We start from the raw sequence: 12640 nt of genomic DNA on the forward strand, positions 1-12640 counted from the left end.
AAGGTGCAAATAACCGTATTACGCGGGGTTTTGGAGCATGTAATGTGAAGCGCCGTTATCTGCCCCCACTCATCTACCCAGCACCTGATAAAGGAACTCAGTGAATGACGGCTGAAACAGCAGACCAGGATAACGTCGGTAGGGATCACATCGAACGCTGCATTTTGCGCGCGGCTGAACAGGTGTTTTCGCAGTATGGCTACCGGGGAGCAAGCCTCCAGGCGATTGCCGATAAAGCCGGTCTGCCCAAAGCGAATATCCTGTATTACATGGGCAGCAAGCAGGCGCTCTATGTGCGGTTGCTCAATCGCATGATGAGCCGGTGGAATGCAGTGCTTGAGGACATCACACCGGAAAGCGACCCAGGACGCGTTCTCAGCGAATTTATTCGCACCAAGATAGTGCTTGGTCAGCGTTATCCCGAAGGCTCAAAGCTGTTTGCCGCTGAAATTTTAGCGGGTGCTCCTTTTCTGAATAAATACCTGTCCGGTGAACTCCGTGATTGGGTCGCTTCCCGGGCGGCCGTTATTCGTCAGTGGTCGAATCAAGGCAAGATGGACGATCTGGACCCGCATTTGCTGATTTTTCTCATTTGGTCCGCTACTCAGCATTACGCTGAATATAGTGCCCAGGTCACCGGTATTCTAGGTAAAGAGGCACTTGATGAAGCAGACCTGGAGTCGATTTGCCAATTCCTTGAGCAGGTGATCCTGAAAGGCTGTGGTGTGCCGCGTCCCGATGCATCGCCCGCAACGCCGCGGTGATTGGTTATGACCACGCTACCTATTGAGCCGCATTTAACCTCCCTGCAAGAAGCCCTGAACGACCATAATCGACTTATTTTGGTGGCCCAGCCTGGGGCGGGCAAGACGACGCGAGTGCCCATGACGCTTTTGAATAGCCATTGGGCGCAAGGCAAAACGCTATTACTGCTGGAACCACGACGAGTTGCAGCTCGGCTAGCGGCAAATTTCATGGCTCAGCAGCTTGATGAGCCTATAGGTCATACGGTGGGCTATCGAATGCGGGGCGATAGTCAGGTAAGTCGATATACCCGCCTGGAAGTCGTCACCCAAGGGGTGCTGACCCGTATGCTGCAGGATGATCCGCTGCTTGAGGGAGTTGGCGGCATCATCTTTGATGAGTTCCATGAACGCAGCATTGACGCAGACCTGGGGTTGGCTCTGGCGTTAGATGTACAGCAAAGCATTCGCGACGATTTACGCCTCATTGTGATGTCCGCCACTATCGATGTGGCGGCTTTACGGAAAGTGCTTGGGCAACAGACGCCGGTGATTGAAAGTACGGGGCGCCAGTACCCGGTTGAAACGATCTATCGGCCGGTGCAGCGTGATACAGCTTTGGAGACACGCGTCTGCGAGGCAGTTGGTGACGCCCTCAAGCGATCGGATACGCGCGATATTCTGGTTATTCTGCCGGGCGTAGCCGAGATAAACCGGCTGGTGAAGAAGCTGTCAGAGAGTTGGCTTGATATCGAAGTGCGCACGTTGCATGGTCGCATGTCAGTAGAAGCGCAGCAGGCTGCCCTCCAGCAAAATGCTTCACGTCCTCGGGTCATCGTATCGACGGCTATCGCGGAGTCGAGCGTGACAGTGGATGGCGTTAATGTGGTGATCGACGCTGGTTTAGAGCGTGTTCCGCTGTTCCAGCCTCGTTTGGGACTCACGCAACTGACCACCCGGTGGGTTAATAGCACCAGCGCCGATCAGCGGCGCGGTCGCGCGGGTCGACAATGTCCAGGGCTATGTTTCCGCTTATGGTCTAAAGAACAACCGCTCGTCCCCTTTGGTGAACCTGAAATACAACAAGCTGATCTCTCGAAACTGGTGCTTGAACTGGCGTCCTGGGGCGTACAGTCTCCCGACGATCTGACGTGGGTGACCCCCCCGCCTAGCGGCGCCTGGCAGAGTGGCAAAGCACTGCTGAAAAAGCTTGGCATCATTGATCGAACCGGCATGTTGACCTCGGTGGGTGAACAGTGTGCACGTTGGCCGGTGGCCCCAAGGCTTGCCGCAATGTTGGTGAAATCAGCCGACATCAACGCGACGGCGTTGGCCTGTGGGCTAGCCGCGCTCCTTGAAAGCAGGGAGCGTATCAACGGCTCGCTTCGCAATGCGCTGGATCTGCGTTTTTCTCAACCTGCACGGTACCCTCAGTGGCAGCGTGAGGCCAAGTGGCTGGCACGGAGTGCACACGTCGATTTCCCAGGCAAGGTTGACGACGCATTGTTAGGTGCACTTGTGGCGCTGGCGTATCCAGAGCGTATTGGTCAGTGCATCAGCCCAGGTCGATTCAAACTCGCCAATGGTAAAACGGCGACCTTACCGAACAGCCATCCGCTTGCCAGTGAGCCTTACCTGGTTGCTGTCAACGTTGAAGGGGCGGCCAGCGAGGCGACGATATACGTGGCGGAGTCGCTTCCGCTAGATACCCTTAACAGTCTTTATCCGGCCACCCGGCAGTGGGTCAATCGCGTCAGCTGGTCGGACGCCCAAGGCAGACTGATTGGAGAAAGGGTGCAGTGTCATGGTGAGCTGGTGTTAGCCGCTTCTCCGCTCGGCAAGTTGCCCGAGGAAGACGTCACAGCGGCGCTGTTGAGCGCTTTGGAGCAGCGTCCTGAAATGATCTTTAATTCATGTGTTCAGCAGCTACAGGGACGTATGGCGATGCTGCACGAGTCTTTTGAGCGTCACTGGCCAGATTGGTCGGACAGTTCATTGATAAAAACACTTGAAGTCTGGCTCGCTCCCTACATGATCGGGGCGACCCGCATGAGCCAGGTGGAAAAAATGCCTTTCGAGACATACTTGCTGGCGTCACTGAGTTGGGATCAGCAGACTCAGCTTGAGCGCTTGGCGCCCACTTCGTTAACCGTGCCAAGCGGTCGCGATATATCGCTTGACTACACCCCGTGTCTGGAAAGTAGGCCACCGGTGCTCGCGATCAAGCTTCAAGAGGCATTTGGCTGGCAGGAGACACCAAGGGTTGTCGATGGTCGCGTCGCCGTCATGGTTCATCTGCTATCACCGGCGGGGCGACCCCTTCAGGTTACTCAGGATCTGCACAGCTTCTGGGTGAACGGCTACCCTGAGGTACGAAAAGAAATGCGAGGGCGCTATCCAAAGCATCCCTGGCCCGAAGATCCTCTTGCCGCACCAGCTACCGCAAAAACGCATAAGCGCAGATAAACGAAACACCCATATCATGTATAACGGGTTTTAGGGCCGTTTGACGTTGCGTTTAATAGCGCATTGATGACCGCTTTTATTCAGGGATCTCACCAGGCTTGCGGTAGCGCACTCCTTGAGCGCGACGTTCCTCTTCCGTGAGCCTCTCATCTTCAGCTGGTACGCCAAATACTGTCTCCTTGGACCCGTCTTCCCAAGTGTAAGTGGTACAGCCGGACAACAACGTGACCAGCAGGCATGATGCCATGGCCAGGGTGATTATTTTCAACATTTTCATGCGCATCAGTTATCTCCGCAGGGCACGTTAAGATCAATATTATCAATCAACTATAGAAGTCGATAGCGGAATCGTAAATTAGCAAATAAACAATGTTCCAAGAGCGTTGAATGACTACCAGGGTAACATGTCGCGTGTGAGCTATCGTTTAAAATAGCGTATTACAGCAGAACAGAAAGCCGTTGATAGCCACATCGCGGCAAGCGGCAACGAGGTGAGTATGTGGTCGGTAATCAAATCGGTGCTCGCAGCACTCATCGGTGTTCAAAATGACCGTCAACGGCGTGAAGACTTCAGTTCTAAACATCCAGCTGCGTTTATTATTACATTTATTATCATTACGTTAGCGTTTGTCGTGGCGCTTTGGGCTCTTGCTACTGTCGTTGCGGGATAAGCAGACCAGCTTTATTTTTTACAAATCACGTGAACATTGGCGGGTGTTTTCTATACTGCAGTTGACAACGTTATATCGGCATTCGTCTGTTGCCTACATCCATGCAGGTTGCTGGTTTCAGCCACAACAAAAAAAACAAGGGGGCTTCAATGCGCTTATGGTGGCGACCATCAGTGTTCAGTGCAGGCGTGATGAGTAGCAGTGTCTGCTTTGCTCAATCGTGGAACATGCCGCTCGGGGTGACCAATGTAAGCCGCGATATCTTTGGTCTACACATGACCATTTTCTGGATATGTGTCGCCATTGGTGTGGTGGTTTTTGGCGCTATGTTCTTCTCGCTTTTTCGCTATCGTCATTCACAAGGCGCCAAAGCCGCTCACTTTCATGAGAACACCAAGGTAGAGATTCTCTGGACGGTAATTCCTGTACTGATTCTTGTCGGCATGGCCGTACCGGCGACGGCCACGTTAAAGAATATGTACGATGCTTCAGATGCTGAACTGGACGTTATGGTAACGGGCCAGCAATGGCGCTGGCGCTATGAATATCTGGGGGAAGATGTCGCGTTCACCTCCAACCTCAGTACGCCCCGCAGCCAGGTAAGTGGCGAGGAAGTTCGAGGAGAGAACTATCTCCTGGAGGTTGATGAGCCACTAGTCCTGCCTATCAACCGTAAAATCCGTTTTTTAATGACGTCAGATGACGTTATACATTCCTGGTGGGTGCCTGATCTCGCCGTCAAGCAAGATACGATTCCTGGGTTTATTAACGAAAACTGGGTCAGGATTAACGAGCCTGGAATTTATCGTGGGCAGTGTGCTGAGCTTTGCGGCATTGACCACGGCTTCATGCCGGTAGTGGTTCAGGCCATGGAAGAAGAGGCCTTTGATGACTGGCTGACAGAACGCAAAAAAGCGGCTGAGCAAGAAGCGCAGGGGGTTGGGCGTGAATGGGCAATGGAAGAATTAATGGACAGAGGAGAGGCTGTCTATGAATCAATTTGTGCATCATGTCACCAACCAGATGGACAGGGTTCTCCCCCCGCATTTCCAGCGCTCGCGGGAAATCAGCAACTGATTGATGATCTCGACTGGCACTTGGACAAAGTCATCAATGGCGTTTCGGGTGCCGCAATGCCTGCGTTCCGAAATACGCTTAATCCGGTCGAGATTGCCGCGGTCGTTACCTATACGCAAAACGCCTGGGGCAACGATACCCAAAAGCAGGTACAGCCCGCGCGCGTTGCAGAACAAACAGAATGATCGATAGGTACTGCAGGTTACAGCGAAAAGAATAAATTTGGAGACAGATATGGCACCCAGAATACCTTTGCAGTCTACGCTACAGCACAGCGATGCGGTTGCGACAGCGGGTGGTGTTGCCGATCATCCGGCGCATCCGACTGGATGGCGTCGTTGGGTCTTGACGACCAACCATAAAGAAATAGGCACGCTTTATTTGATTTTTTCCTTATCCATGTTTTTTGTTGGAGGCATCTTTGCGCTTGTTGTGCGTGCAGAGTTATTTCAACCCGGATTACAGTTGGTCCAACCAGAGTTCTTTAACCAGATGACCACCATGCACGGCCTGATAATGGTGTTTGCAGCTGTCATGCCGGCTTTTACTGGGCTTGCCAACTGGATGATACCGTTACAGATTGGCGCGCCCGATATGGCGCTGCCGCGCTTGAACAACTTTAGCTTCTGGTTGCTGCCTGTCGCGTTCACGCTGTTGCTTTCCACGTTGCTGATGCCGGGTGGTGGGCCTAACTTTGGCTGGACGTTCTATGCACCACTATCGACTACCTATGCGCCAGCATCGACGACCTTCTTTATTCTTGCACTGCATATTGCAGGTATTAGCTCCATTTTGGGGGCGATCAATATTATCGCTACCATTTTAAATATGCGCGCTCCGGGCATGCGGTTGATGGATATGCCGCTGTTTGTATGGACTTGGTTAATCACCGCTTTTTTGCTGATTGCCGTCATGCCGGTTCTGGCTGGCGTCATTACAATGATGCTCATGGATATCAACTTTGGCACCAGCTTCTTTGATGCAGGGGGCGGTGGGGACCCCGTGCTTTTTCAGCACCTTTTTTGGTTTTTTGGTCATCCTGAAGTTTACATCATGATCTTGCCAGCTTTCGGAATCGTATCTGCAATTATCCCGACTTTTGCTCGAAAACCTCTATTTGGCTATGCCTCGATGGTTTATGCCACGGCGGCTATTGCTCTATTGTCTTTCCTGGTATGGGCGCATCATATGTTTGTGGTGGGCCTGCCATTAGTCGCTGAATTGTTTTTCATGTATTCGACGATGCTGATTGCCGTGCCTACCGGCGTTAAAGTCTTCAATTGGGTGACGACGCTTTTTCGCGGTTCGATTAGCTTTGAGTCTCCCATGCTGTTTGCGCTTGCCTTTGTGGTGCTGTTTACCATCGGTGGCTTTTCAGGCCTGATGCTTGCTATTGCGCCAGCGGATTTTCAATATCATGACACTTACTTTGTCGTCGCCCATTTTCATTATGTGCTGGTGCCAGGCGCCATTTTTGCCATCATGGCGGGTGTTTATTACTGGTTGCCCAAGTGGACAGGGCACTATCCAAACGAAACGCTAGCAAAATGGCATTTCTGGTTTTCCGTTATTGGGGTCAACTTAACATTCTTCCCGATGCATTTTGCTGGTTTAGCCGGTATGCCAAGACGAATACCTGATTATGCACTTCAGTTTGCCGATTTTAATCTAGTCTCCAGCATAGGTGCCTTCTTTTTTGGGACGTCGCAATTGCTTTTCGTTCTGGTGATTATTTTATGTGTGAAAGGCGGTAAACCAGCCCCCGCTAAGGCTTGGGAAGGCGCCGTAGATTTAGAGTGGACGGTGCCCAGTCCTGCTCCCCTACATACATTCGAGACACCCCCAGTATTTCGACAAATAGAAAAATAGGTCATCCATACTCAATCACCTGGAGTGAAATATGCGTTCACACCAAGCGGAAGGCGTAAAGAAAACAGTCACCAAGACGATTTTCGCCTTGATTGGTATGTTTGCATTTGCGTTTGCATTAGTGCCTCTTTACGACGTTTTTTGTGAAGTAACAGGTATTAATGGAAAGGTGAGCACCTCCGCGCAACAGGTCTTGGGTAATGATGTTGACCGCGATCGCTATGTGACGGTTCAGTTCATTACCCGGACAAGCGCCGGGCTTCCGTGGCAACTTGGTGTGGAAACCCGCCAAGTCCAGGTACACCCCGGTCAAATGACGGAGGTTGACTTTACGTTCTCCAACCGTAGCCAGTCGACCAGTTGGGGCCGGGCAGTTCCCAGCGTTAGCCCATCTGTTGCTAGCGCCCATGTGCGGAAGGTGAGCTGCTTTTGTTTTCAGGAACAGCGGCTTGATGCCAACGAGAATCTTACCATCCCGCTTGTTTTTCAACTGGATAACACGCTGCCAGAGGATATAGCGACCGTTACATTGGTATATACGCTATACCCTCTCGACGAAAGTGATGACCGCCCAGCAGTGGCGCAATATGTGAATAATAAAAACGGGGAGATTTAAAATGAGTGGCGGAAGTTATTATGTCCCTGCAAAAAGCTATTGGCCGATCCTGGGATCTTTGGCTACCGGTTTTATGATGGTGGGTTTGGGCTCGCAGCTTGTTTACGGCAGTACAAGCTTACTTATTGCGATAGGTGTTATCTCCGTTATCGCGGTCATGGCATTCTGGTTTCGTGATGTGATCAATGAGTCCCACCTGGGCCTATATGATAGCCAGATGGATCGCTCTTTCCGCTGGGGAATGGGCTGGTTCATTTTTTCAGAAGTGATGTTTTTTGCCGCGTTTTTTGGTGCACTGTTTTACGTTCGTATGTTTGCGATACCCTGGTTGGGAGGTGAAGGTGCTAAAGGTGTTTCCGCACTTTTATGGCCGAACTTTATTGCCGAATGGCCTTTGTTGAGTCCCCCGGATAGTTCAGTCTCAGGGCCTGATAATGTCTTTAGCCCTTGGCAGCTGCCCTTGGTGAATACATTGCTGTTGGTCACCTCAAGTATCACATTGACAATTTCCCATGAAGCACTCAAGGCTGAAAAGCGTGGTGTATGCAGGAACTGGCTGGCTGGAACGGTAATACTTGGTTGCTGTTTTATTTTTATTCAAGGTGTCGAGTATTATGAAGCTTACCAACATTATGGTATTACGCTGGAAGCCGGTATTTTTGGGTCTACGTTCTTTATTTTAACGGGTTTTCATGGCGTTCACGTCATCATAGGCACCCTCATTCTTATGGTAATGCTGGCGCGTATCATACGCGGACATTTTTCGGATACTGAGCACTTTGGTTTTGAGGCATCCTGCTGGTACTGGCACTTTGTCGATGTTGTATGGTTAGGATTGTTCATCTTCGTTTACGTCGTGTGAGCACTCAGGTGAGTTGGCCGCTCCCGAACCCATAGACGATTAGCAATAAGAGCAGAGCAGCAAAGCCTATCCGCCATTTCAGAGATGTAAGTAGTCGCTTGGACGAAGAGCCATCACGTAACAGGTAACCAGCGCCTATCGCCAAGCTAATCAACATAGCGAAAAAAACAATGATAATGAGTGATTTAAGTAGCATGAAAAAGTACTCCTCATGTCGCTGGCGTCTATATGCCTGGTATGCGTTCTGGTTGTCGTTGGTGCTGCTGGGCGGTCTTCTTGGCGCATGGCAGTGGGACAGGGCCAATAATAAACAAGCGGCGGCTTCGGCGCGAGACAATGCGCCTGCGCTGGTTGACCCGCAAACGCTACCTACCGAAGGGGCTGAGCTTACGCTCAATGGTGAGTATATATCCGAGCATACTTTTTTTTTAGATAACCGAATTGCCAATGGACGGTTGGGGGTTGCCGTTTTAACCCCGCTTAAAGATAGATTTGGTCAGTACTGGTTGATTCAGCGTGGCTTTGTTGAAACCGGGACCAGTCGTGAATCGCCAATTATATCGACACCCAAAGAACACGTCTCTTTAACCGGGAAATGGCAGCAAGCAAATAATGATGGCCTATTGTTTGGACCTAACCGGGAAGAAGAGCGCCTTCAACAAATCAGCCTTACGCCTTGGCAAGGGGTGATACCCGGCTTTCGTTACCAGGGATGGGTGCATGCGCAAACCGGCGACGGCGTTTTCTCAGAGTGGTGGCAAGCCAATGTAATGCCAGCAAGTCGGCATATTGCCTATGCATTTCAGTGGTGGGGGCTTGCGCTGGTGGCACTGATCACGATGTTGGTTGGCAGACGTTATCTTTACTCGAGCCGAGAGCACCATGAGAGGGGGCATGATGATAGCCATTAATTCAGTCAATCGTCAGCGTATTAAGTTGGTATTGATATTCGTTATCTTTTCTGCGCCTATCATCACCGCTTGGGGGATGGTTGAGTGGCGTATCGGCGTTCCTGAACAGATTACGGCTCACGGATCACCCGCTGAGCAACTTCCATTACTTGAGCATTGGCCCGTTGAAACGGTTTCAAAGACAGACGTTGGTGAAGATCAATGGACATTAGCATTTGATTGTTCGGTTAAGTGTGCAGAGCGCCGAGACATCCTGTGGCGAATGCATCGCGCTCTCGGCCGTGAGGCCCATCGGTTGGCGCGATTAAGTATTGGCGGAGGAGGTCAGGCATTGCCTGGCGAGCAGTTGGCACGTTGGGAAGGAAAGCCCACCTGGCGAAAAGCAAATAGCGTGTGGTTGATTGATCCTCAGGGTCGTCCGGCGTTGTCGTTTCCTGCTTCTGTGCCGGTGGCAGATATACTCGACGACACGCAACATTTATTTAAGGTCAACGCCAGATAGCATAGAACAAGCGCTTTGCCGTGGGAGGTCTCAATGGTTGATCAACAGCGTATTGTCGTCGTCAAGGGGCTGTCATTTATCGGTATCTTTTTTACCGCTCTGGTGATGTTAGTGGGGGCCTGGACGCGACTGTCAGACGCAGGTTTGGGGTGTCCAGATTGGCCAGGGTGCTACGGTCAATGGGTGGTGCCCACAGCCGATCACGCCGCTGTGAACTATCCAGCCTTCCCCTTAGAGGCATCGAAGGCCTGGCTTGAAATGTTCCATCGCTATGTTGCAACCATGCTCGGCGCGACTGTCATCCTGCTGTTGTGGCTGGGTTGGCCACTAAGACGTGTAAAGCAATATCCATGGAATATCAGCATTATCTTGTTAATGGCTATTACGGCACAAGGGACATTTGGTGCGTTGACCGTCACCCTCAAATTATGGCCCCAGGTGGTTACGTTGCATTTGCTGGGTGGTATGGGGATTCTGTTGCTGTTTGTATTGTTATATAGCCGTCTGAAAGCATTACAGCAAAATTCTGGTCGGCAGCCACGTCGAGCATCTGCACACTGGTGGCTGGTGGCAGTACTATTATGTTGCCAGATAGCGTTGGGGGGCTGGGTTTCGAGCAACTATGCTGGTATTTCATGCCAGGGCTTCCCGTCGTGCAATGCTCAATGGTGGCCGGAAATGGATATTAGTGAAGGCTTCCACTTGACCCAAACCGTAGGACCCAATTATTTACACGGCCAGTTGCACGCTGATGCGCGAACCGCGATTCATATGATGCACCGACTGGGAGGCGGCTTGCTGGGAGCGGCTCTAATGGCTTTGTGGTGGCGATATCGGCATGACAGGGCGGCACTCGGCTTGCTTACGGTATTGAAAATCTACTGCCTCCAGGTGGTCCTCGGCATTGCCAGCGTTGTTCTGTGGCTGCCGCTATGGTTGGCGTTACTGCATACCGCCGGCGCGATGGCGCTTAGTGTCAGTTATTTAATTGCCTGGCGGCAGTGGCGATACAACATGTCGGATAGAAATGCTCACGGGCTCAACTCTTCCTCGACGGCAAACTATTTATCGCCTGATAAGGCAAGCCAGCCAGCAGAGCTAGTAACACTCGCTGCCAATCGACAAGCTCGATATGATTAGCGTGATCGATATAGATGCTGTAAGGTCATGATGATTGATATGTACAATTTTGGTAAAGCAATTGATAGGTTTGGGTAAGGAGCATCATGAGTCTGACGTATGCATTGTTACTTCTCTTGGTCGCGGTTGTGGTGATTGTCGCATTGGGTGGCTACGCCTACCGCTTACGCAAGGAAGTCAAGCGGCGTGATGCGTTTCGCGTCGCTGAAGACCAACAGGCTCAGTTGAAGAGCCTGGAGAATCTGGATTGGGTAACCGCTGCTTTGGTTCAGGAGCAGGTGGACATCACCGAAGGCGCCTGGCGTTGCAAAGTCTTGCTGGAGATTATCGACCCGAGCCTGACGGAAAGGTCTGATTTTCAAGCCTTCGCAGAGCATTATGAGCGCACAAAGCACCTCAAAACCCATTCGGCCAGGCAACAATTGACGCCGCGTGAGCGCATGGAAGAAGATCGTGAACGTCTTGCCGCGGAAGAGCAAATGCGAGATGCCGTGTTAGCCGCTGCTGAGGCTGTGATGACATGGCGTAAAAAGGGTGGGCAAGGGCTTCATTGAGCTGTCAATGGATTGATTGCCCAAATTTTTTAAGTGTAACGGCTGGTTTATAGTGCTCTTCGTGCTTAATTTGCTATGCTGAGGTATGTCAGCGTCTGCAACAAGTTGATAAATCGACATGTTGCCTAAGGGCATTGATTCGGTACCATGACCAACGGCCTCACACCGAGGAAGGCAAATTTTGGCGGTGTCAGGCAAGCGAAAAATGGATGCTCTCGCTTAAAAAGAAGCATTATATGACATGGTCACTAATGACCATGTCAGCATTGGATCAAGAAGGAGTTCTGCATGAAAAAATCAACGACTGGCTTGCTAATCGGTTCTGCTCTGGTAGTGGGCCTTTCCGGTTGCGCTAGCTCTGCCTCCCAGTCTTCCGGCCAAATGAGCGCCAGCAGCGATCGCAGCTGGTATCAGCATCCTTTTGTTTGTGGCTTGGCCGGTAGCGTAATTGGTGGAAGCATCGGCTACGCGGGCAGCAGCAGCTCTGACGAAGACACGGGCGCTGCTGTTGGTGCGACAGCGGGTGCCACTATCGGTGCTATGCTGTGTGCGGACAGCAGCCCTGAGCCTATGGAGCCTCAATGCCCGAGTTATGGCGGTGAAATTCCTGCTGGTGCAGCTGTCGATGCTGAAGGCTGCCCGTTAGATTCCGACAATGATGGCGTGCCTGACTTCCGTGATCAGTGCCCGGGTACTCCTGCAGGCGTTGAAGTCGATGCCAACGGTTGCCCGCTGGACTCTGATAACGATGGCGTGCCTGACTACCGTGACCAGTGCCCCAATACACCGGCAGGTGTTGAAGTCAATTCATTGGGTTGCCCTGACAGCGTTGTACTACAGGATGTCAACTTTGAGTTTGATTCCGCTCAACTAACCGCTGAAGCGCAAAATGTGCTTAATGGCGTTGCTGAGCGCTTGGTGAATAATCCTGGCGTGCGTGTCCGCATTGAAGGTCACACCGATTCTGTTGGCTCCAATCAGTACAACATGGATCTGTCCCAGGCTCGTGCCGAGTCGGTAACTGAGTATCTTGCAACTCGTGGCGTCGAGTCCAACCGCATGATGGCTGAAGGTTTCGGTGAGGAGCAGCCAATTGCAACGAATGAAACTGCTGCAGGACGTGCTGAAAACCGTCGTGTAGAGCTGGATGAGTGGAACTAAGGTACGCATTTAACGCGCCGACCTTACGGTTTTAAATCGCGTTAATTGAAGTAAGCGGGGGGCTTTAG

General features: G+C 51.6%; 14 protein-coding genes. 12 read left to right on the forward strand and 2 right to left on the reverse strand.

What is annotated here, in order from left to right:
• Positions 1-104 precede the first annotated feature (104 nt).
• Both IT895_RS08595 and hrpB read left to right on the forward strand, forming a co-directional pair.
• Complete coding sequence (locus IT895_RS08595; RefSeq protein WP_085920440.1) at positions 105-764, forward strand: TetR family transcriptional regulator C-terminal domain-containing protein; 660 nt, start codon at positions 105-107, stop codon at positions 762-764.
• 6 nt (positions 765-770) lie between these two features.
• The gene (gene hrpB, locus IT895_RS08600; protein WP_199285274.1) at positions 771-3209 is read left to right on the forward strand and encodes an ATP-dependent helicase HrpB; all 2439 of its coding nucleotides are present in this window, start codon (positions 771-773) and stop codon (positions 3207-3209) included.
• Between the two features lie 76 nt (positions 3210-3285).
• Here hrpB and IT895_RS08605 read toward each other — a convergent pair whose 3' ends face one another.
• The gene (locus tag IT895_RS08605; protein WP_320109342.1) at positions 3286-3492 is read right to left on the reverse strand and encodes a hypothetical protein; all 207 of its coding nucleotides are present in this window, start codon (positions 3490-3492) and stop codon (positions 3286-3288) included.
• A gap of 214 nt (positions 3493-3706) precedes the next feature.
• Here IT895_RS08605 and IT895_RS08610 point away from each other — a divergent pair, with 214 nt between their 5' ends.
• The 5 genes from IT895_RS08610 (at position 3707) to IT895_RS08630 (ending at position 8304) form a co-directional block, all read left to right on the forward strand.
• Complete coding sequence (locus tag IT895_RS08610; RefSeq protein ID WP_085920438.1) at positions 3707-3880, forward strand: DUF2970 domain-containing protein; 174 nt, start codon at positions 3707-3709, stop codon at positions 3878-3880.
• 191 nt (positions 3881-4071) lie between these two features.
• Positions 4072-5142: a cytochrome c oxidase subunit II gene (coxB, locus tag IT895_RS08615; RefSeq protein ID WP_233337419.1), complete on the forward strand. Its 1071-nt coding sequence runs from the start codon at positions 4072-4074 to the stop codon at positions 5140-5142.
• Positions 5143-5191: 49 nt separating this feature from the next.
• Positions 5192-6826, forward strand: coding sequence for a cytochrome c oxidase subunit I (gene ctaD, locus IT895_RS08620; protein ID WP_085920436.1), 1635 nt, complete (start codon positions 5192-5194; stop codon positions 6824-6826).
• 31 nt (positions 6827-6857) lie between these two features.
• Positions 6858-7442, forward strand: coding sequence for a cytochrome c oxidase assembly protein (locus tag IT895_RS08625; protein ID WP_085920435.1), 585 nt, complete (start codon positions 6858-6860; stop codon positions 7440-7442).
• A gap of 1 nt (position 7443) precedes the next feature.
• The gene (locus tag IT895_RS08630; protein WP_199285275.1) at positions 7444-8304 is read left to right on the forward strand and encodes a cytochrome c oxidase subunit 3; all 861 of its coding nucleotides are present in this window, start codon (positions 7444-7446) and stop codon (positions 8302-8304) included.
• 4 nt (positions 8305-8308) lie between these two features.
• Here IT895_RS08630 and IT895_RS08635 read toward each other — a convergent pair whose 3' ends face one another.
• Positions 8309-8500: a DUF2909 domain-containing protein gene (locus IT895_RS08635; RefSeq protein WP_085918648.1), complete on the reverse strand. Its 192-nt coding sequence runs from the start codon at positions 8498-8500 to the stop codon at positions 8309-8311.
• On the opposite strand from IT895_RS08635, the gene IT895_RS08640 reads away from it, so the two are divergent.
• The 5 genes from IT895_RS08640 (at position 8499) to IT895_RS08660 (ending at position 12572) form a co-directional block, all read left to right on the forward strand.
• Positions 8499-9215, forward strand: a complete 717-nt coding sequence (locus tag IT895_RS08640) for an SURF1 family protein (RefSeq protein ID WP_199285276.1) — start codon at positions 8499-8501, stop codon at positions 9213-9215. The two genes, IT895_RS08635 and IT895_RS08640, sit on opposite strands and share 2 nt — an antisense overlap.
• On the forward strand, positions 9199-9717 hold the full coding sequence (locus IT895_RS08645) for a hypothetical protein (RefSeq protein ID WP_233337401.1): 519 nt from the start codon (positions 9199-9201) through the stop codon (positions 9715-9717). The genes IT895_RS08640 and IT895_RS08645 overlap by 17 nt, the downstream gene beginning before the upstream one ends.
• Positions 9718-9750: 33 nt before the next feature.
• A complete protein-coding gene (locus IT895_RS08650) occupies positions 9751-10857 on the forward strand; it encodes a COX15/CtaA family protein (RefSeq protein ID WP_199285277.1) in 1107 nt (368 codons plus the stop codon).
• An 86-nt stretch (positions 10858-10943) separates the two neighbouring features.
• Positions 10944-11411 (forward strand): DUF2489 domain-containing protein, encoded by a 468-nt coding sequence (locus tag IT895_RS08655; RefSeq protein ID WP_085918645.1) that lies wholly within the window; start codon positions 10944-10946, stop codon positions 11409-11411.
• 288 nt (positions 11412-11699) lie between these two features.
• On the forward strand, positions 11700-12572 hold the full coding sequence (locus tag IT895_RS08660; protein WP_085918644.1) for an OmpA family protein: 873 nt from the start codon (positions 11700-11702) through the stop codon (positions 12570-12572).
• Positions 12573-12640: the final 68 nt, after the last annotated feature.

It is taken from the genome of Halomonas sp. A40-4 (genome assembly GCF_015767635.1).
Taxonomy (GTDB): domain Bacteria; phylum Pseudomonadota; class Gammaproteobacteria; order Pseudomonadales; family Halomonadaceae; genus Vreelandella; species Vreelandella janggokensis.

Bases quoted from the DNA above. Each gene is read 5' to 3' on its own strand.
- IT895_RS08595 (WP_085920440.1), top strand. From the start codon at position 105: ATGACGGCTGAAACAGCAGACCAGGATAACGTCGGTAGGGATCACATC.
- hrpB (WP_199285274.1), top strand. From the start codon at position 771: ATGACCACGCTACCTATTGAGCCGCATTTAACCTCCCTGCAAGAAGCC.
- IT895_RS08605 (WP_320109342.1), bottom strand. From the start codon at position 3,492: ATGCGCATGAAAATGTTGAAAATAATCACCCTGGCCATGGCATCATGC.
- IT895_RS08610 (WP_085920438.1), top strand. From the start codon at position 3,707: ATGTGGTCGGTAATCAAATCGGTGCTCGCAGCACTCATCGGTGTTCAA.
- coxB (WP_233337419.1), top strand. From the start codon at position 4,072: ATGAGTAGCAGTGTCTGCTTTGCTCAATCGTGGAACATGCCGCTCGGG.
- ctaD (WP_085920436.1), top strand. From the start codon at position 5,192: ATGGCACCCAGAATACCTTTGCAGTCTACGCTACAGCACAGCGATGCG.
- IT895_RS08625 (WP_085920435.1), top strand. From the start codon at position 6,858: ATGCGTTCACACCAAGCGGAAGGCGTAAAGAAAACAGTCACCAAGACG.
- IT895_RS08630 (WP_199285275.1), top strand. From the start codon at position 7,444: ATGAGTGGCGGAAGTTATTATGTCCCTGCAAAAAGCTATTGGCCGATC.
- IT895_RS08640 (WP_199285276.1), top strand. From the start codon at position 8,499: ATGAAAAAGTACTCCTCATGTCGCTGGCGTCTATATGCCTGGTATGCG.
- IT895_RS08635 (WP_085918648.1), bottom strand. From the start codon at position 8,500: ATGCTACTTAAATCACTCATTATCATTGTTTTTTTCGCTATGTTGATT.
- IT895_RS08645 (WP_233337401.1), top strand. From the start codon at position 9,199: ATGATGATAGCCATTAATTCAGTCAATCGTCAGCGTATTAAGTTGGTA.
- IT895_RS08650 (WP_199285277.1), top strand. From the start codon at position 9,751: ATGGTTGATCAACAGCGTATTGTCGTCGTCAAGGGGCTGTCATTTATC.
- IT895_RS08655 (WP_085918645.1), top strand. From the start codon at position 10,944: ATGAGTCTGACGTATGCATTGTTACTTCTCTTGGTCGCGGTTGTGGTG.
- IT895_RS08660 (WP_085918644.1), top strand. From the start codon at position 11,700: ATGAAAAAATCAACGACTGGCTTGCTAATCGGTTCTGCTCTGGTAGTG.